Consider the following 20,153-nt stretch of genomic DNA (forward strand, 5'->3'; position numbering starts at 1 on the left):
AGCTGATAGTCATCGGATAAAGGCAATAAATCTTGTTAGATGTTAGTTGATGTGATAAAATGATATAAGATTTGAAGAGAAAGATAAAATAAAATTTTTAAAGTCATAGTAATTTTTATGAGAAGATATGATAAAGAGGTAAATATGATAAAGAGCATAAGGTATGTGGTAAGTGAAAATATAAGCAATATATATAGGATTTTTTTAATTGCTAAGTATGAAATATTAGCAGAAAACAGAGACTCTAAATTAGGAATACTCTGGAATGTATTAAATCCGCTAATTCAAATTTCAACATATTGGTTTGTCTTTGGAATAGGTATAAGAAGTGGTAAACCAGTAGATGGAATTGAGTTTTTGGACTGGCTATTAGCGGGAATGGCAGTATGGTTTTTTATTAGTCCCTCAATAAGGAAGGGAGTAACGTCTATTTCTTCAAAGATAAAGGTAATAAGAAAAATGAAATTTCCAGTGAGCATTTTGCCTACAACAGTAGTGGTGGAAGAAGCCATTATTCATTTATGTATGCTGGTAATAATATATGTGATTTTTCTTATTAGGGGCATGGTACCTAGCCTATATAATTTTCAAGTTTTATACTACTTAATATGTGGTATGGCTTTTTCAGTATCTCTAGCAATGATAACATCAGTGCTTAATATGTTTACGAGAGATGTGAAAAAAATAGTTAATGCAACTATGAGAATGTTGATGTATATAACCCCTATATTATGGACAATGGATAAGATGCCTAAGAATATACAAAAAATTATGAAGTGTAATCCAATATATTATATCGTTCAGGGGTATAGAGATAGTTTCTTCTATCATGAAGGAATATTATCTAATATTAATGAGATGATAGTGTTTTGGGTAATTATAACGACTATGTTTATAGCAGGTAGTACACTAATGTACAAGTTTAGACATAGATTTGTTGACATGATGTAAAATGGAGTGAAACCAATGGATAATCAGTATTCTGTAGAATTTAAAAATGTGTCTAAGATATTTAAGTTAAAAAAAAGTAAGGGTAAATCAAATCATAGAAATTTTTATGCATTAAAAGATATTAGCTTTAAGGTTGAAAAAGGGGATGTAGTAGGTGTATTGGGAACCAATGGTTCAGGAAAATCTACTCTTTCTTCAATTTTAGCTGGAATATCTGAAGTGGATGAAGGAAATGTTAAAATAGTAGGGGAGCAATCTTTAATAGCAATAAACACAGGGTTAAATAGTGAGTTAACAGGCCTTGAGAATATTAAAATGAAGGGTGCTCTATTAGGCTTATCTAAAAAGAGAATAGATGAGATAACTGAAGGTGTTATAGAGTTTGCAGAGTTAGGAGATTTTTTATACCAACCACTTAAGACTTATTCTAGTGGTATGAAATCAAGGTTAGGATTTTCTATATCTATAAATCTAAACCCTGATATAGTTATAATTGATGAAGCTTTATCTGTAGGAGATAGCAGTTTTTCAGCAAAGTGTATTAAAAAGATTGAAGAATTTAAAACAGAAGGTAAAACAATATTTTTTATTAGCCATTCCATATCACAAATTAAGAGCTTTTGCAATAAGGGTTTGTGGATTGAAGGCGGTTACCTAATGGAATATGGTGATCTAGAAAGTGTTGCAGATAAATATGAAGCCTTTGTAAATGAATATAAGAAGAAAACACCAAAGGAAAAGAAAAAGTTAAAAAATGAAGCCTTTGAAAAAAGAATTGCAGTAGATAGGGATAAAGATACTGATAATAAGAGCAAAACAGCATTGTTTTCATATTTGAAGAAAGTAAAATGTCTATTGAAGGTTAAAGGATAGAAGGGATATGGCATAATGAATAACAAGTATATAAAAAATGTATATATTGAAAATGATAAAATTCATATAAAATCTAATAAGGAACTGTCTAAGTTAGTTTTATTTAGCCCTAAGGTTTTATTAAAGGTTAATTGCTTTGAAAATGCAATTGATTTACAAGAGATAGTAAAAAAAAATTGGTGTTTCTTTGGCGAAAAGTCTCAGTTTTTACTGTGTAATGATGATGAGGAAACAACCTCTCTAAGATTAAATCAAATGAAGACCATGGGTGAAAACTATATATGTAAAGGTTTTAACTTGAAAATAGGTAAACAAATGTATGCCGTTGATATATTTGTAAATGGAGAAAATGAAGTAGAGCTAATAATAGAAGAGTATAACGATGAAAGTAGTAGCTATTTTGAAATTGAGACAAGTTATATTAGAGAGAATTTCCTACATATTAAAGGACAACTTAAGGGTTATGAAGAACTAGAAGCTAATCATAATAAAAGTCGTGGTACTGAGGATATGAAGGCTAAGTTAATGATTTACGATAGAAATCAAGAAAACATTGAAGTGAACCCAAGTGAAGTACAAGGGGAAACACTATGGTTTAAAATTCATATTGATAGGGTGCCAAGGAGTATTGAAGGTTATGTTAATACATTACTAATAATTGAAGATAGAGTTCTTGATGTTAAGTTTAAAGAGGAAGTAAGATTTCAAAAGATTAAGTTTGAAGATGAACAGGGCATGAAGAATTTAATTGTCAAATCTGAAGAAAAAACTAAGAATTTAGTCTTTGATATAAATGGAAAACTTGCTATAGCACCTATTATTAAAAGGATGAGTTATGAAGATGGAAATATAATAATTAATGGAAACCTTAATGCTACTATAGATGTTTTCCAGGTTCCAGGGGTGGAAACTATTATTAAGCTCATTGCTGCAGATAATAGTATAATTATTGCAAATTCATTAGAGGTAGTACAAGGAAGTTTTAGCTATGTAATTAGTAGTGAAGAAATAGGGGATATAAAAAGAGCATTTTCTGGGAAATGGAATTTAAAGATAGAGATGCTAGAAAATAATGAAGTTTTAGTTAGTGAAGATATATCTTATAAAAATAGTGAAGATGATATTATACTTTCTGAGATGATAAGAGGCACCAGAGATAATATTTTATTAAAAGCTTACATTACTGAAGTTGAGAAAAAGTTAGCTTTGTCAGTAGAAAGCGAAATAAATATAGACCAGATTTTATCAATATATGTTGGAAAGAATAAGTTAAAAATAAAATATAGAACTAAAGAGAATGTTGATAAATTATTAAATTCAAGATTGATAAAAACTAATGTTGCAACTACAAATACAGAGTTGACATGTAACAAGGTTGTTAAAAAAGGTAAAAAAACTTATGTTTGTCATTATAAGTGTGATAATGTGAAAGCTTTCGTAGATGAGATGCTATTAAAGGGAGTAACTTTATATACACAAATTGATACTCAGGAGTTTAAAAATGTAGTATCTGAGATTAATAGGTATTCTATTTTCTTTAGTAAGTATGATATAGTACAATCTAGTAAAAAATATAAAAATATATGCTTAAAATTATATAATGATATATTCTTAAAGTGCCCAGTTAAAAAGAAAAGGGTGCTATTTGAAAGTTTCCTAGGAAGAAATGTATCAGGAAATCCTAAGTATGTCTATAATTACTTTGTAGAGCAAGGATTAGATAAAAAGTATGAATTAATATGGATTTTAAATAATACTGAGGATGAGGTAATAGGTAGAGCTAAAAAGGTTAAGAGGAAGACTTTAAAATATTATTATTACATGGCTACAGCTGGTTATTGGGTGTTTAATGCAAGACAAGCTGATGAAATAATTAAAAGGCCAGAGGTTTCTTACTTACAAACTTGGCATGGTACACCGTACAAGACCTTAGGTAATGATATGTTTAATGCAAGTATGCCAGGGGTTAGAGATGTTAATGATTATAAAGAAAAATTCTATAGAAACTCTAGAAGATGGGATTATCTTATTGCTCAAAATGATTATTCTGCAGAGATATTTAAAAGAGCCTTTTCCTTTGATAAGGTAATGCTTCCTTATGGATATCCGGCAAATGATATTTTATATAAAGGGAACAATGGAAAATACATTAATGAATTAAAGGATAAATTCAATTTACCTAAGGATAAAAAAGTAGTAATGTATGCACCAACATGGCGTGAGGATAATTTTTATAGAAAAGGTCATTATAAAATGACTATGGAATTAGAGTTGGATAAAATGATGAAAGCTCTAGGTGATGAGTATATCTTAATTCTAAGAATGCATTATTTAATTGCTAATACAATTAATGTTTCTGATTATGCTGGGTTTGTATATGATCTGTCTCAAGGCTGTGATATACAAGAACTTTATTTAGTATCAGATGTAATGATTACAGATTATTCATCAACTATGTTTGATTATGCAAACCTAAGAAGACCAATGGTTTTCTTTGCCTATGATTTAGATAAGTATACAAATGATTTAAGAGGAGCTTACTTTAGTTTACCAGAAGTGGCACCAGGTCCAGTGGTAAAGACTACTGAAGCAGTTATTGAGTCTTTAGAAAATATATCAAAAGTAAAAGAAGAATATAGAGAAAAAGAAGAAGCGTTCTATAATAAATTCTGTCACCTAGATGATGGATATGCAGCTAAGCGTGTTTATGAGACAGTATTTAAGTAAAATATAAAATGGATTTAATGGAGGAGAAATAAATGAAAGCAGTAATTTTAGCAGCAGGCATGGGAAGTAGATTAGGAGATATAACTAAGGAAATTCCAAAGGCTTTATTGCCAGTTGAGAATACAACTTTATTAGGAAGAATATTAAATGATATTAAAGCAATGGAAAGTGTTGAAGAAATCTTAATAATAACAGGCTATAAATCAGAAAAAATAGGTGAATATGTTAGTGAAAACTTTTCTGAATTAAATATTACCTTAAGATATAATGCAGAATACAATACAAGCAATAATATTTACTCAGTTCATCTTTGTGAAGAAGAATTAAAAGATGGATTTATATTATTTAATTGTGATATTATATATAATCCATTAATATTAAAGGATATTGATAAAACTAATGATAGCTTTATGATTGTAAACACAAATATAGTTTTAGATGAAGAAGAAATGAAAGTAAAAGTAAATGGTAATAGAATAGTAGAAGTTAGTAAGAAAATAGCACCTAAAGAAGGCTTCGGTGAATATATAGGAATTTTAAAATTTGAAAAAAATGAAGCACAAGCTACATTTGAAGAAATAAAGAGACTTGTTAACAATGGAGAGGTTAATATTTATTACGAAGATGCAATAAATAATATACTTGATAATATTAAAGTTAATGCAAAAGAAGTAAATGAATTTAAATGTACTGAAATCGATACTGAAGAAGATTATAAGAGAGTACTAGATAGTGTAGTACAATTTAACATAAAATAAGAATAAAGAGGCGATTACGTTGGAAAATAAGTTTCAATTACCAAATCTACTTAAAGTTGAACGAAATGTTATTAGTGATATAAAAAATATTTTAGAAGAAGAAAATATTAAATATTCTAAGTATATATTTGTTGTTGATGAGAATCTAATTAATGTTTATAAGGATAAGATAGATTTTATAATTAACCAATTAGGAGAAGATAATTATATCTTCTGTGTCACTGATAATAGTATAAAGGAAGTTAGTAAGTTAAATGAAAAAGTATTTAATTTTAAGGCAGATTTAATAATAGGATTTGGTGGAGGTAGAGTATTAGATATATGTAAGTACGTTTCTTTTATGAGTAGAGTTAAATTTATCAGTATGCCAACTGCTTTAGCTCATGATGGAATAGCATCACCTATAGCTGTTCTAAAAGATAAAACCGGAATTACAAATAGTTGTGGTTGTGAACCCGCTACTGCAATTTTAATTGATTTAGATATAATTAAAAGTTCACCTCTTATATTAAAACAATCAGGGGTGGGAGATTTAATATCTAACATAGTGGCATTGAAGGATTGGAAATTAGCAGAGAAATATAATGGTGAACGTATTAATGATTTTGCTGTAATGCTATCAAAAAGTTCAATTGCTTCTATAATAACTAGAGAAGAAATGTCATTGGATGATTATAAGTTTTTGGAGACTTTAAGTTATGCATTAATAATGAGTGGAGTAGCTATGGAAATGGCAGGTACTAGCAGACCTTGTAGTGGCTCAGAACATATGATTAGTCATTCAATTGATTACATATTAGGCGGTAGGGCACCCCATGGAATTCAAGTAGCCTTGGGTACAATAATTTCCTTAATGCTATATAAGGAAGATTATTCAAACATAATAGATATATATAAGAGATTAGAAATTAGTCTTCCTAAATTAACAAGAGAAGAATTTTTAAGGGTTATGGATTATGCACCTGAAACAAGAAAAGGTAGATATACTATCTTTGATACAATTGATGATAAAAAGGTGTATGAAAATATCTATGAAGAATTATCTCGTATGGAAATATTTTGAAGATGAGGGTTGTTATAGACAGCCCTCTTTAAGAGTTTTCATAAAGTTTACAATAATAGTTGTAAAGCAAATGTAATATTGTATAATTATGTTAAAGAGTTAGGAGACGAAATGATATGAATATAGTTAAAACATTAAAGAAGGTAGTATTCTTTTTTGTAACATGTGNNGCATATAAAGGTTGATGAAAAGACAATACTATTTGTGGCTCACTTGGGTAGAGGCTATTTGTGCAATCCAAAGTATATATATGAATATATGCAAGAGAAAGAGGAATTAAATGACTTTAAATATGTTTGGGCATTAAAAAATCCCAATATAGAAATTCAAGGTGCCAAGGTAATTAAGTATAGAGGCCTTAAGTATTTTTATTATCTTGCAAAATCTAAGTTTTGGGTAATAAATTCTAAACTGCCTGAGTACTGCATTAAGAAGAAAAATCAAATATATATTCAATGCTGGCATGGGACTCCTTTAAAGAGATTGGCTCACGATATTTCTGTTGCAGAAGAAACAACATTTTTTAGGTCCAAGCAAACTAGAGATGAGATGTTAAAGTCCTACGATATAGATGTAGCTAGATATAATTATTTACTTTCTCCTAATAGACATTCTACTGAAAAATTTATGAGTTGTTTTAATATTGAAAGAGAAAGAGTAATTGAAACTGGATATCCAAGAAATGATTTTTTAGTTAATATAACTGAAGAGAAAATAGTAGAGATTAAAAATAGACTAAACATACCTAAAGATAAGAAGGTATTATTATATTGTCCAACTTGGAGGGATAATAAGTTTAATGATAAAGGTTATTATTTTGAGCTAAAAGTAAACTTTAATATGTGGCATGAAAACTTAGGAAATGATTGGGTAGTAATTTTCAAACCACACTACTTAATTGCTAATAAGTTTGATTCTAAGGGTTTAGAGGATTTCCTATATATTTTCCCGGAAAATTATGATATTAATGAATTATATGTAGTAAGTGATATTTTAATAACGGATTATTCAAGCACATTTTTTGATTACTCTATTTTAAATAGACCTATACTCTTCTATATGTATGATAAAAAAGAGTATGAAGAGGAGTTAAGAGGTTTTTATTTAGACGTAAACAAGGATTTGCCAGGATCAATATTTGAAAATGAAAATGATCTAATACAGGCAATAAAAGATAAAAACATATTTGAAACTTATAAGTATACTCTGCAGAAATTTATCAATCAATACCATGAGTTTGAAGATGGACATGCTTCTCAGAAGGTGGTTGAGAAATTAATCATAAAGGAAAGATTAAAATGAAAAATATAATAGTGTACTGTATATTGGCTGTGGTGAATTTAGTAACATATCCTCTTAAAGTGAAAAGTAATAAAATTACCTTCATATGTTATTGTAGTGATAAATTGAAGAGAGATTTTAAACTTATTTCAAAGAAATTAGAGAAAGAGAACTCCTATGAATTAGTGTATATACTCACTAATTATGAAAATTCACTAAAGGGAAATATAGCATATTTATTTAATTGTATGAAGCAAGTGTATCATGTAAATACATCAAAGGTAGTGCTTTTAGATTATAATAATTTTGTTGTATCTAATTTCAAAAAAAAGGAAGTAAAAGTAATACAAGTTTGGCATGCTTGCGGCGCTATTAAAAAATTTGGGAATGATATAGAGAGAGAATATCCAATAAAAAATTATGACTATGTTTTAGCTACTTCAGAAGAGTGGAAAAAACATTACTCAACTGCCTTTGGGGTTAGTGAAGATAGTGTTCTCCCTATAGGAATTCCTCTAACGGACAATCTTTTTTCTAAAGAAAAGATGAGAAAGTACAAAAGACATATGCTCAAGAAATTTCCAAGCATAAAAGGGAAAAAAGTTATAGTTTATGCCCCCACATTTAGAGGAGACCCAATATATGATATAAAATATCAAGAAATAAATTTGCAATACTTAAAGGAACAATTGGGAGATGAGTATGTAATAATATACAAGCTTCATCCTTCCTTGGGAGACAGAGTTATTGCCAATGATGAAAGTATTATTGATGGAAATGGTGAAAGTATAAAAAGATTATTTTCCATTGCAGATTACTTGATTTCAGATTATTCATCAGTGATTTTTGATTTCTCAATAATGAAAAAGCCAATGATATTCTTTGTACCAGATTTGGAACAATACAAAAAAGAACGTGGAATATATATGGACTACGAAGAAACTATGCCAGGCCCTATCTGTAAAACTGAAGAAGAAATAGTACAGGCTATTTTAAGTGAAGTTTCTTATTCTAATAAAATAGAAGAGTTTAAAGATAAATACTTTAAATATCAAGATGGTAAATCCACTGAAAGAGTAGTGGAGCTAATAGTAAATTTATGTAAGGGGGTCTGACCCCAATGAAAAATTTTCCAGGGGGTCAGACCCCGAGGAATATTATTCCAATTTAAAGAAGGATATTTTTAAATATTCTTCTTTTTTCTATTTAAGATATTTGTTTTAAATGTTTAAATTAAATATCCAAGGATATAATTTAAAGGAATAAAATCCCATGGAAGGAGATTGGATATGGCTAGGAAACTTCGTATTTGGTATACTGGAGCAATATATCATGTTATGTGTAGAGGAAATCGTAAAAAAGATATATTTTTAGACAGTGAGGATTATCAAGTATATTTAAAAATTATAAAAAAGGTTAAAGAAGAATTAGATTTTGATGTTTATAGTTATTGCTTGATGACGAACCACGTACATTTAGCAATTGGGACTAAAGATGATGGCATAGGAAATATCATGAAAAAGATAAACATGCTATATTCTATTTATTTTAATAGAAAGTATGATTTGATAGGACATCTATTTCAAGGAAGATACAGATCTGAATTAATACAAGAAGATAAGTATATATTAGAGGTAAGTAGATATATACACTTAAATCCCTTAAGAGCAAATATGGTAACAAATGCCCAAGATTATAAATGGAGTAGTTATAGTACGTATTTGGGATTATCAAAGGAAAAAATAATAAATACAGAAAGAATACTTTCTTACTTTGGAGAAATAAATGCAAGAAAATCATATAAATTATTTATAGATAATGGCATTAAATAGGATGTAAGAAAATGTAATGGGGTCTGACCCCCTAACAGTTTTTGGAAGGGGGTCAGACCCCATTACAAAAAAAGGTGTGACCCCGATTTTAAATTACATTTGGCTACCTGTAGGCTCAGATATACTCTTAAGAGCATCTTGGGCATTGTCAGAAAGAATAGGTTCAAGGGAAATATCTCCTAGTGAAACAATACCTACAAGACTATTATTTTCTACGATTGGAAGTCTACGTATCTGTTCTCTACTCATTATTTCAGCAGCATCATGAACATCCATTTCTGGGTTCCCTACAGTAGGTTTTGAAGTCATGATATTTCTCACTTTTGTTTGGGCTGAATCCTGACCTGAGGCTACAGATCTTAAAGCAATATCACGATCAGTAACTATACCATTTATCATTTTGTCACTACATACCGGTATGGAACCAACATTATATTGTTTCATAAGTTGAGCAGCTTTTTCAATAGAATCCTCTGGGGTTAAACAAGCAACATCTTTTGACATGATTTCTTTTACTTTCATAAATTTCACCTCCATATATAGAGTAACCAATTAAATTATTATTTATTAGCTTGCTATGCTGAAATTTTTTGAAATTGATACTAGATATAGATCTATATATGAGTCTATAAAAATCAAGAAAGCCTAAAAGATTTTTAAATTAGCCTAAAAAATTCAAAATATCCTAAAAACAACCTAGAAATTCTAGCAAAATAGTTACATTTTTTTAATAATTATGGTAATATGATAAATAGGTGTTGACTAAATTATTAAAGTCAGGCAATTTGTTAGAGAAATGAGGGGATAATTATGGGAAAAAAACTTATTTCACTTATTTTAGGTTTATCATTAATATGTACTGTTTCGGCACCTGCCTTTGCTGCAGAATTAAAGGTAGATAAAGAAGGAAAAAAAGTACAAGCTATAGAGAAACTTGAGAAGTTAAGTGATGAAACAGTAGAACTAAAGGAAAATGATGGACAAGTCTTTTTATCAGGAGAGCTTTCTGATAAAAAAGTTCCAGGCGAAAGTTCAGCGACTAAATTTTTACAGGAGAACAAAGATATCTTTGGAATTGATAATGTAAAAGAGGAACTAAAGGTGGTTGAAGTAAATAAAGATGACATAGGAGATACTTTTGTAAAGTTTGCACAAGTTGTTGAGGGAACAGAAGTGCATAACAGCTTAATAAATGTGCACTATGATAAAAACGGAGTTATAGTTAGTGTTAATGGTAACCTAGAAGAAAATAAAGAAATCACTACTCTTGGCAGTAAGGTTATTTCTCCTGAGGAAGCTATTAAAATAGCAAAAAGTCAATTTGAATTTAAAAAATTAAAAAAGACACCAAAGGCTGAAAGGTTAGTAATAACTGAAGATGGTGTGAACTATGAAGTTTACAAGATAAATATTTTCTTTATGGAGCCTACCATAGGAAGTTACGATGTTTATGTTGAAGTAAATTCTGGTAAGGTAATAAAAACAGAAAATAAGATAAGATATAATACTCCAGTAACTGGAACAGGTATTGATGTTCTAGGAAAAACTAGAGAGCTAAAGTTAAGTGAAGCTAAAGGCGAATATCGAATGTTAGATTTAAAAAATGAAGCTACAGAAGCTATAGCTACCTATGATGCAAAAAACAGCATTGGTGATGAAATTAAAATATTTTTAGTATCAAATACTACTAAGGAGTTTACAACTGAAGAACATAAAGCTCCAGTAAGTGCTCACTATAATGCAGATAAGGTAATAGATTTTTATAAAAATTTATTTAATCGAAATAGTATAGATAATAAGGGCATGGCAATAGAATCAATTACTCATCTTGGCTCAAATTACAATAATGCCTTTTGGGCTGGAGATACGATGTTTTACGGTGATGGAGATGGAGAAGAATTTACATACCTAAGCGGAGATTTAGATGTAGTTGGTCATGAAATGACTCATGGCGTAGTAGAATATACAGCTGGACTTGTCTATGAGTATCAACCAGGTGCATTAGATGAATCTATGGCTGATGTGTTTGGGGTTCTTATTTCAAGTTATAATAAGTATAATGTTGCTAATGGAGGAACTTGGAAATTTGACTCAGCTGATTGGGTTGTAGGAGATGACATCTATACTCCTAACATTCAAGGGGATGCTTTAAGAAGTTTGGCAGATCCTACCATATATGGTCAACCAGCTCATATGGATAATTACGTTGCTGGTCTTCCGAATACAGAAGATGGTGATTATGGTGGAGTTCATGATAATTCAGGGATTCCAAATAAAGCAGCATATAATATAGCTAAAAATATAGGAATGGATAAGACTGCAAGGATATATTATAGAGCTTTGACTCAATACATGCATCCAGATACTAATTTTCAACAAGCAGCATACTGTCTTGTACAAGCAGCTGCCGACTTATATGGAAAAGGATCTAATGAGATTACTGCAATAAAGAATAGCTTTGCTTCAACTGGAATTGCATATAAAGGACAAAAGCCAGTTATTTCAGGAGCCACAGCTAAGAATGTGACAGTAGGAAATATCTTCAATACAAAGACTGGAGTTACAGCTGCTGATCTTGAAGATGGAAACTTAACTACTAAAATAGCCGTTAGTGGAAGTGTAAATACTAATAAAGTAGGTAAATACACTTTAACTTATACAGTAACAGATAGCGATGGAAACAAGGTAAGTATACCTAGAGTTATTAATGTTGTTCCAAGAAATGTACAAGTTAATGCATTAATAGGTACTGATAGATACGATACAGCAGTTAGACTAAGTAAGGGTCAATTTACAACTGCAAACACTGTAATGATAGCAAATGGAGGAGCTTTAGCAGATGGATTAGCTGCTACACCACTAGCAACCTTTAAAAAAGCACCTTTACTTTTAACAGGAGCAAGTAGTCTTCCAGAAGGAACTAAAGGTGAAATAAAGAGACTAGGCGCTAAAAATGCTATTATAGTAGGTGGAGCTACTGTAGTTAATGATAATGTAATAAAGGAATTAAAAGCACTAGGTGTAACTAATGTAGAAAGAATTGGTGGAACAGATAGATATGACACCTCTTTAGAAATTGCTAAGTATATTGATAAAAACTGCTATGATGTAAACAAGGTAGTTATAAGTAATGGAATTGGTCAAGCAGATGCTCTATCCATAGCTTCAGTAGCAGGTAGAGATAAGATGGCAATAGTTTTAGTGGAAAAGGATAAAGTCCAAACTAAAGTATATAGTTGGTTACAAGGAGAGACTTTAGAAAATGCTTATATCATAGGTGGTACTACTGTTGTAGCTGACAGTGTTTTAAACAAAGTTAATGGAATCACTTCAGCAAATATAACAAAAAATAGATTAGGTGGCAAAGATAGATATGCAACTAATGCCATGGTTATAGATAAATTCTATGGANNAGGACTACAACTAATAGACGCTCTAGCAGCAGGTCCAGTTGCAGCCCTTAATGGATCACCAGTAGTTTTATCAGGAGTTGACTTAACAATAGAACAAAAAACTGTGCTAGATAAGAGATTTGGAAATATAATCATAAGAACTGGTGGAGGAATTGCAGATAAAGCAGTAACTTCTTTAAAAAGCTGCATTCAACAATAAATACCATTTAATACCACGGGGTCAGACCCCCACCCATAAAATGGGAGGGGGTCTGACCCCATTCCATTTTATGGGTTCAAATATTAGTTTAGAAATATACAAATATAGGATACAAACTATATTATGCATAGTACTATCTGTTGCGTTAATTGCTACCTTAGCTTTAGGTATAAATAAATCTAAGAAGGAAAAAGAAAAGATTTTAGAAAGTAAAAAGCCATATGAAAGCTCAATAAATCTAACATCTAAACCTGAAGAAGAGAAAAAAGAAGGTAATGTTAAGGGTGAAAGCCAGGGAAGTGAAGAAAAATTCATTTTGGAAGGAAAAACTCTACTTTCTCTTGGAGATGGAGTTTCGAAAGGCAGTACATATCAAGAAAAGGTAAAAACACTTTTGAATTTAAAAAGTGTAACAAATAACTCTAATAATGGCTTAGTTATGAGTAATATGATTAACTTAATTAATGAAGAAACCCTTAAGGATACAGATATTATAATTATTATGGTAGGTACTAATGACTATACTAAAGGAAGAGCCCTAGGAACTAAAGATGATGGGGGAGAAGTTGAATCATTTTACGGAGATGTGCAAGCGGTTATAAATACAGCACAAAAGGCTAAGCCAGAGGCCAAACTTGTATTTTTAACTCCATTAAAGCATGGATATAAGGGTTTAAAGGAGATATTTAAGTAGGATATACTAAAGTGGATACACAGAGTATATGCTAACGTAGATACGCATATTATTTATTGTAGTTTTATAATATATATGAAAATTCTTAGAAATGACAAAAGCTAATCAATGTAGAAACCATTAAATTTTGGTTTCAAATGATTAACCTGTCATGAATAAGAATTTTCATTATTACTATACACATAAAGAATTAAGTGAGGACCTTAGCTTGTTAAGAGCTACGGTTCTTCTTTTTGCTGCTGTTGAATAGTTAAGGTTTCTGGATTTTGAATAATCTTTTAGGTTGCCTTCACAATTTATGTATATGAAGGTTATTAAATCTCTTAAGTTTTCTTGGAGGTTGTCCACTTCTTTTTTTATAAGTTTACACATTTCTTTTTCTATAAAACTATCTTCAACTGATGCATCATCTATTAAAGTATCCTCTATTCTAAGGTTAGCTTCAATTGGAGCCTCGATGGTTTGCACTTCATTATCTTTTGCTCTTTGCCTTATTAGGTAGTTAAAATTATTTTTTATTGCATAGGATACATAAGCTGTAAAATTGCCTTTTTCCGGCGTGTATTTTTCAAGGCAACGCATTAAGGTTATGTTTCCCATTTGAATTAAGTCTTCCATTTCATAACCTCGTACATGAACCATTGAAGCTTGTTTGATTATTAGGTATTTGTATTCATTTATCAATTCTTCCATTGCACTTTGGTCTTTATTTTTTGCTTTTAATATAAGATTCTTTAAATTGGAATAATCCATATATATAACCTCCTAAAATACTTTAATAATATATATGCATTTTTTTGAAGAAGTGGAAATATAACTAATAAAAAAATTTTAACACAAACATTAGTTTGTGTAAATATATAATTTGAAATATTTGGATAAATATATCTAAATAAAAATGTATGGATTAAAATTTTAATTCTATATTTATAGGTTATATTATAATATATAGTGAAAGAGGAACAATATATATAGGAGAAATATATATTGGAGAAGTATACAAGATATTAATATACTGTATTAGTTGATAATTAAAACAGAATAATATATATTATCACGAGATAAGAGATTTAAATGATTTGAATATATTCTTTCTGTATTATAAAAATTTTTTTAAATAATGCAGAATATCTTGCAATAGATAATAATTGTTTGTTAATATGTAAGTATGGAAGATAATATGAATGTGGAGGTAATGAAATGGAACCTTTAAAATTAACTAATTCAGTTCATTGGGTTGGGGTTAATAATCCTGAACTTAGAGTATTTGACATAATAATGGAAACAAAAATGGGAACTACATATAATTCCTATTTAATTGAAGATGAAAAAATCACTATTATTGACACAGTTAAGGATGGTTACTTTGAACAGTATTTAAAGAATATTAAATCTATTATTGGAGATAAAAAAATAGATTATATTGTAGTTCAGCATACAGAACTTGATCATAGTGGTTCATTAAAGGAGCTATTAAAGGAATATCCAGAAGCTCAGGTTGTTGGTTCAAAGGCTGCTGTAAGATATCTTAAAGGAATTATAAACATGGAATTTAATTCTATAGACGCTTCAGGGGAGCTATCTATAGGAAAGAAGACTTTAAGATTCATAAATGCACCAAATCTTCATTGGCCTGATAGTATATTTACTTACTTAGTAGATGAAAAGATATTATTTACATGTGATTTTATGGGATGTCATTATTCACCAAGTGGATGTATTACTGATAGTTGTTGTGGAAACTATGAAACTGAAATGAAATATTATTTTGATGTTATCATGGGACCTTTCAAAAAATTTGTTAATATGGCCCTTGATAAGATTGAAAATACGGAAGCTGAAATTATTGCGCCTAGCCATGGTCCAGTTCATATTGATGATAGAGAATATTATAAAAATTTATATAAAACTTGGGCTAAGGAAGCTACTATTGAAGAAAAAAACATTCAAATATTCTATGTTTCTGCTTATGGAAATACAGAAAAGGTTGCAAATCATTTAAAGGATGCCATTGAAAAAAGAGGAATTAAGGCTGGAGTTCATGAAATTACAACTACACCTTTAGAGGAACTTGTATCTCTTGTAGAAAAGTCAAGTGGTATCTTAGTCGGTTCGNNGCCAGCTTGGAATTTACTTGCTCATGTTAGTGCCATTATAAATCGTGGTAAAATTGCAGGAGCTTTTGGATCTTATGGTTGGAGTGGAGAAAGTGTACCTATGCTTTCAGAGAGATTAAAGAGCCTTAAATTTAATGTAATTGATCCAGGTTTTAAATTTAACTTTGTACCAAGTGAAGAAGAACTTAAGTTAGCAGATGAATTTGCTGATAACTTCCTTGGAATGTTAAAATAAATTTAGTATATAATAATAGATTATGGTATATTATTAAGGTATGAGATATAATATAAAAAATGTTATATTCCATACCTTTTTTCATAGCCAATACTTATTACAAACTTAATAATATGTTTACATGAAAGATTTTATTAGGGAATAGGCTATAGAGAGAAAATATGGTAAAATGTAAGAAAGCTGATAAAATTCATTGCATTTTTATAGGAGTGATTATATTGAAGTGGTTAAATAAGTTAGAGAGAAAATATGGCAGGTATGCCATTAGTGGATTGATGAAATACATTGTAGCAGCTAATTTGGCTGTATTTTTATTAGAGGTTATAAATCCAGGGTTAGAGGCAAACCTAATGTTAATACCGCAGGCAGTAATGGCAGGTCAAGTGTGGAGGTTAGTTACCTTTATTTTAATTCCACCAGCAACCAGTGCTTTTTGGATACTGTTTACCCTTTACTTCTACTATATTATAGGTATGGGGTTAGAACAGGCTTGGGGAAGCTTTAAATTTAATATATATTATTTAGTAGGGATGATTGCTACCATAATTGTATCTTTAATTGGAGGTAGTCCTGCTACAGGGGTATTTATAAATTTAACTTTATTTTTAGCCTTTGCATCTATATATCCTAACCATGAAGTTTTACTATTTTTCATTTTACCAGTTAAAGTTAAGTATTTAGGAATTTTAAATGCAGTGCTTTTGGCACAACAGTTTATAATGGGTGGAATTGGAATAAAACTCATGATCCTTGCATCTTTAGCTAACTACTTTATTTTCTTTGGAAAAGACTTTATAGAGTTATTTAAAACTAAGAAGAAGGTTAAGAAGAATAAGGAAAAATTTAAAGTCATAGAAATGAAGGATTATGTACGTCATAGATGCACTGTATGTGGAATAACTGAAAGAGATGACCCTAATATGGAGTTTAGATATTGTTCAAAATGTAGTGGACATAAGGAATATTGTATGAATCACTTGAAAAATCATGAACATATTAATGAATAGTAGTGTACACCACTACTATTTGTTATAAAAAAATTAAGGGATCCATCAGAATTAAAGGCTAACTATTAGGGTTAGTTAAATTTTGATGTATTCCTTTTTTATTCCATGACTATCAGCTCTACTATTGCCATCTTATTCAAAGGTAGAGGAAAGAGCTGCTACATCCTAGGATAAGAATTTCTATATATGAAGGAGGAGAATTTATGAGATATGAAGGTGCAATTTATAGACCACCTAGTGAAGGAAGAAGTTTAATAGTTCAAGCTACTATTGGTTGTTCTCACAACAAATGTAGTTTTTGTAATATGTATAAGGAAAAGCAGTTTAGAATGAGAGCTTTAGAAGAGGTAATTGAGGATTTAGTTTGGGCTAGGGAGAGGTATGGACACATAGAAAAAATATTTATAGCTGATGGTGATGCTCTTATCATGCCTACAGAAAGACTTATAATAATTTTAGATAAAATTAAAGAGTTATTTTCAGAATGTAAAAGCATTACTGTATATGCTAGTCCTAAGTCTATTTTACTTAAAACTCCAGAGGAATTAAAGCTTTTAAAAAGTAAGGGTTTGGCAATGGTATATCTAGGTATAGAAAGTGGAGATGACGAAGTTTTACTTAAAGTAAATAAGGGAGCAACCTCAAAGGAACTTATTGAGGCTGGAAGAAAAATTAAGGATAGTGGAATAAAGTTATCTTGTACTCTAATAAGTGGCTTAGGTGGAGTAGAGAACTGGAAAAATCATGCTTTAAACTCAGCAAAGGTTATTAATGTCATAGATCCAGATTATCTAGGACTTTTAACCCTTATGACTCCTGAAGATGCACCTATATATGAAGAAATAAAAAGAGGAGCTCTTATGCTTTTAAATCCTAGGGAAGTAATGGAGGAGGTATATCACCTTGTTAAAGAACTAGATCTTACAAATTGCATATTTAGAAGCAATCATGCATCAAACTATGCACCACTAGCTGCAGTATTAGGTAAAGAAAAGGAAAGATTACTTTCAGATATAGAAGGTTTTTTAGCAGGACAAAATAACTTTAAACCAGAATATTTTAGAGGGCTTTAATAATATTGAAATAAAGCCCTCCCTTTGATATAATTAATATGTTAAATAACTTTAAAACCTAATGAAGAAGGTCAACATGAAATGTAAACCATTACCTAATTTCAACGGAGCCTAAATATTAATGTANNACTATTTAAATTAAAGAGCTATTTAATTTAAAAACAGTCTATTAAGGAAGGATGTTAATAATGAAAAATACATACATAAATATTCTTAAAAGAGAAGTTATACCAGCATTAGGATGTACAGAGCCCATAGCTCTAGCCCTTGCAACAGCAAAATGTAGTCAAGCTTTAGGAGGAGTTCCAGATAGAGTTACGGTTCTTGTAAGCTGTAATATTCTAAAAAATGGTATGGGAGTAGGAATACCTGGTACAGGAATGGTTGGTTTAAATATTGCAGCAGCTCTTGGAGCTATTGGTGGTAATGCGGAGGTGGGATTAGAGGTTTTAAAGGATGTTACTAAGTTAGATATTGAAAAATCAAAGGAATATTTAGCAGAGGGCAAGGTTACAATAGACCTTACTAAAGCACCGGAAAAACTTTATGTAGAGGTTATTGGACATAAGGGTCATGATAGCTGTTCTGTAATAATTAAAAATAAACATAACAATATAGTTTTAATTACTAGAAATGAAGAGATATTGTTTGAAATCGAAGAGGTTAAGACTGTAGCTACAGAGGATAATAGAGACGATGAACAGTTATCTGTTAAAGATATATATGAATTCATAAAAACTGTACCCTATGAAGATGTAGAGTTCTTAATGGAAGGTATAGAGATGAATCGTAGAGTTTCAGAGGCTGGAAGAAAAGAAGAATATGGACTTAAAGCAGGGAAAATTTTATTAGATGGAAAGAACAGTAAGATGTTTGCAGATTCACTTCAAACNNGCCAGTAATGAGTACAGCAGGTAGTGGAAACCAAGGATTGACAGCTACTTTACCTGTAATTGCAGCTGCGGAAAAACTGGAAGTTAGTGATGATACTTTAGTTAGAGCCGTAGCCCTTAGTGATCTTATAACTATTCATGTAAAAAGCTTTATAGGAAGACTTTCAGCTCTATGTGGATGTGGAGTTGCAGCTTCAATTGGAGCTAGTTGTGCCATTGTTTATATGTTAGGAGGCGAACTATGTGCTATAAATAAAGCTATAAAAAATATGGTGGCAGACGTATCTGGTATGGTTTGTGATGGAGCAAAGCCAGGATGTGCTCTAAAAATTTCTACAGCAGTAGGTACATCAGTGCTATGCGCAGCCCTTGCATTAGAAGGGGTAGAAGTTTCATCTCATGATGGAATTGTTCATGAGGATGTAGAGAGAACTATAAAGAATATGGCAGATTTAGGGGTAGTTGGAATGGCTGATGCAGACAGAGTTATCCTTAATTTGATGATGTGTAAGTAAAAGGGATAAATTTTTAACTCGTAATAGTTGACAGTATCGTTTAAATTACCTATAATTTTATAGGAAATTAAGTTTTGTAAAACTAAATAGAAGTGTAATTTTTTAAATTATACAAGTGCTGAAGCAAACCACTTTGATAACCTTCAAAGTGGTATTTTTTTTGCCGGAAAGGAGAACATCTATGACTAAGAAAACTTTAGAAGAGCTATTTTATGATAAAAATTTTTATAAGATGGTATTATTTCTAGCTTTACCAATTATATTGCAGAATCTAATAGCTTCCTCAGTAAATATGCTAGATACTTTGATGATAGGAAGAGTTGGAGAAGTTGAGTTAGCAGCAGTAGGTATTGCTAATCAATTTTATTTTATATTTAGCTTATTTATAATGGGAATAAGTTCAGGATGTGCAGTTTTTATAGCTCAACTTTGGGGCAAGAGAGATGAAAATAATATACAGAAGGTTTTAGGTATAGGAATTATAAGTAGTGTTCTTATAACCAGTGTTTTTAATTTAGACCA

17 protein-coding genes are annotated in these 20,153 nt (G+C 30.2%); 15 read left to right on the top strand and 2 right to left on the bottom strand.

The genetic code is table 11. The annotated features are described in order from the left end of the window. Positions 1 to 144: 144 nt before the first annotated feature. The 8 genes from B2671_RS00720 to B2671_RS00755 all read left to right on the top strand — a co-directional run bounded on the left by B2671_RS00720 (position 145) and on the right by B2671_RS00755 (position 9,485). The gene (locus B2671_RS00720) at positions 145 to 951 is read left to right on the top strand and encodes an ABC transporter permease (RefSeq protein ID WP_346868683.1); all 807 of its coding nucleotides are present in this window, start codon (positions 145 to 147) and stop codon (positions 949 to 951) included. Between the two features lie 15 nt (positions 952 to 966). Continuing rightward, positions 967 to 1,824, top strand: a complete 858-nt coding sequence (locus B2671_RS00725) for an ABC transporter ATP-binding protein (protein WP_346868684.1) — start codon at positions 967 to 969, stop codon at positions 1,822 to 1,824. A gap of 15 nt (positions 1,825 to 1,839) precedes the next feature. Next, positions 1,840 to 4,551, top strand: a complete 2,712-nt coding sequence (locus B2671_RS00730; RefSeq protein ID WP_346868685.1) for a CDP-glycerol glycerophosphotransferase family protein — start codon at positions 1,840 to 1,842, stop codon at positions 4,549 to 4,551. Between the two features lie 32 nt (positions 4,552 to 4,583). Beyond that, positions 4,584 to 5,309: a phosphocholine cytidylyltransferase family protein gene (locus B2671_RS00735; RefSeq protein WP_346868686.1), complete on the top strand. Its 726-nt coding sequence runs from the start codon at positions 4,584 to 4,586 to the stop codon at positions 5,307 to 5,309. Between the two features lie 19 nt (positions 5,310 to 5,328). Then, positions 5,329 to 6,372 (top strand): iron-containing alcohol dehydrogenase family protein, encoded by a 1,044-nt coding sequence (locus tag B2671_RS00740; RefSeq protein ID WP_346868687.1) that lies wholly within the window; start codon positions 5,329 to 5,331, stop codon positions 6,370 to 6,372. A 165-nt stretch (positions 6,373 to 6,537) separates the two neighbouring features. Continuing rightward, positions 6,538 to 7,674 carry a CDP-glycerol glycerophosphotransferase family protein gene (locus tag B2671_RS00745; protein ID WP_346868688.1) on the top strand — a complete coding sequence of 379 codons (1,137 nt, stop codon included), beginning with the start codon at positions 6,538 to 6,540 and terminating at the stop codon, positions 7,672 to 7,674. Beyond that, entirely contained in the window at positions 7,671 to 8,768 is a 1,098-nt protein-coding gene (locus tag B2671_RS00750) for a CDP-glycerol glycerophosphotransferase family protein (RefSeq protein ID WP_346868689.1), read from the top strand. The genes B2671_RS00745 and B2671_RS00750 overlap by 4 nt, the downstream gene beginning before the upstream one ends. 174 nt (positions 8,769 to 8,942) lie before the next feature. Beyond that, a complete protein-coding gene (locus B2671_RS00755) occupies positions 8,943 to 9,485 on the top strand; it encodes a transposase (protein WP_346868690.1) in 543 nt (180 codons plus the stop codon). Positions 9,486 to 9,578: 93 nt separating this feature from the next. Here B2671_RS00755 and B2671_RS00760 read toward each other — a convergent pair whose 3' ends face one another. After that, a complete protein-coding gene (locus tag B2671_RS00760) occupies positions 9,579 to 10,007 on the bottom strand; it encodes a CBS domain-containing protein (RefSeq protein WP_346868691.1) in 429 nt (142 codons plus the stop codon). Positions 10,008 to 10,295: 288 nt separating this feature from the next. On the opposite strand from B2671_RS00760, the gene B2671_RS00765 reads away from it, so the two are divergent. Both B2671_RS00765 and B2671_RS00770 read left to right on the top strand, forming a co-directional pair. Then, on the top strand, positions 10,296 to 13,097 hold the full coding sequence (locus tag B2671_RS00765; protein WP_346868692.1) for a M4 family metallopeptidase: 2,802 nt from the start codon (positions 10,296 to 10,298) through the stop codon (positions 13,095 to 13,097). 70 nt (positions 13,098 to 13,167) lie between these two features. Next, a complete protein-coding gene (locus B2671_RS00770; protein ID WP_346868693.1) occupies positions 13,168 to 13,791 on the top strand; it encodes an SGNH/GDSL hydrolase family protein in 624 nt (207 codons plus the stop codon). Between the two features lie 174 nt (positions 13,792 to 13,965). Here B2671_RS00770 and B2671_RS00775 read toward each other — a convergent pair whose 3' ends face one another. Next, entirely contained in the window at positions 13,966 to 14,544 is a 579-nt protein-coding gene (locus tag B2671_RS00775; RefSeq protein WP_346868694.1) for a sigma-70 family RNA polymerase sigma factor, read from the bottom strand. Between the two features lie 447 nt (positions 14,545 to 14,991). Here B2671_RS00775 and B2671_RS00780 point away from each other — a divergent pair, with 447 nt between their 5' ends. From B2671_RS00780 to B2671_RS00800, 5 genes are all read left to right on the top strand, one after another. Then, complete coding sequence (locus tag B2671_RS00780; protein WP_346868695.1) at positions 14,992 to 16,143, top strand: FprA family A-type flavoprotein; 1,152 nt, start codon at positions 14,992 to 14,994, stop codon at positions 16,141 to 16,143. A 218-nt stretch (positions 16,144 to 16,361) separates the two neighbouring features. After that, positions 16,362 to 17,150 carry a rhomboid family intramembrane serine protease gene (locus tag B2671_RS00785; RefSeq protein ID WP_414632593.1) on the top strand — a complete coding sequence of 263 codons (789 nt, stop codon included), beginning with the start codon at positions 16,362 to 16,364 and terminating at the stop codon, positions 17,148 to 17,150. A gap of 203 nt (positions 17,151 to 17,353) precedes the next feature. Beyond that, positions 17,354 to 18,223 (top strand): radical SAM protein, encoded by an 870-nt coding sequence (locus B2671_RS00790; RefSeq protein ID WP_346868696.1) that lies wholly within the window; start codon positions 17,354 to 17,356, stop codon positions 18,221 to 18,223. A 901-nt stretch (positions 18,224 to 19,124) separates the two neighbouring features. Continuing rightward, on the top strand, positions 19,125 to 19,631 hold the full coding sequence (locus tag B2671_RS00795; RefSeq protein WP_346868697.1) for an L-serine ammonia-lyase, iron-sulfur-dependent, subunit alpha: 507 nt from the start codon (positions 19,125 to 19,127) through the stop codon (positions 19,629 to 19,631). Between the two features lie 181 nt (positions 19,632 to 19,812). Continuing rightward, positions 19,813 to 20,153, top strand: a 341-nt coding sequence (locus tag B2671_RS00800; RefSeq protein ID WP_346868698.1) for an MATE family efflux transporter, incomplete at its 3' end; no start/stop codon positions are given.

It is taken from the genome of Clostridium sp. UBA5119, assembly GCF_002414285.1.
GTDB lineage: Bacteria > Bacillota > Clostridia > Clostridiales > Clostridiaceae > Clostridium_J > Clostridium_J sulfidigenes.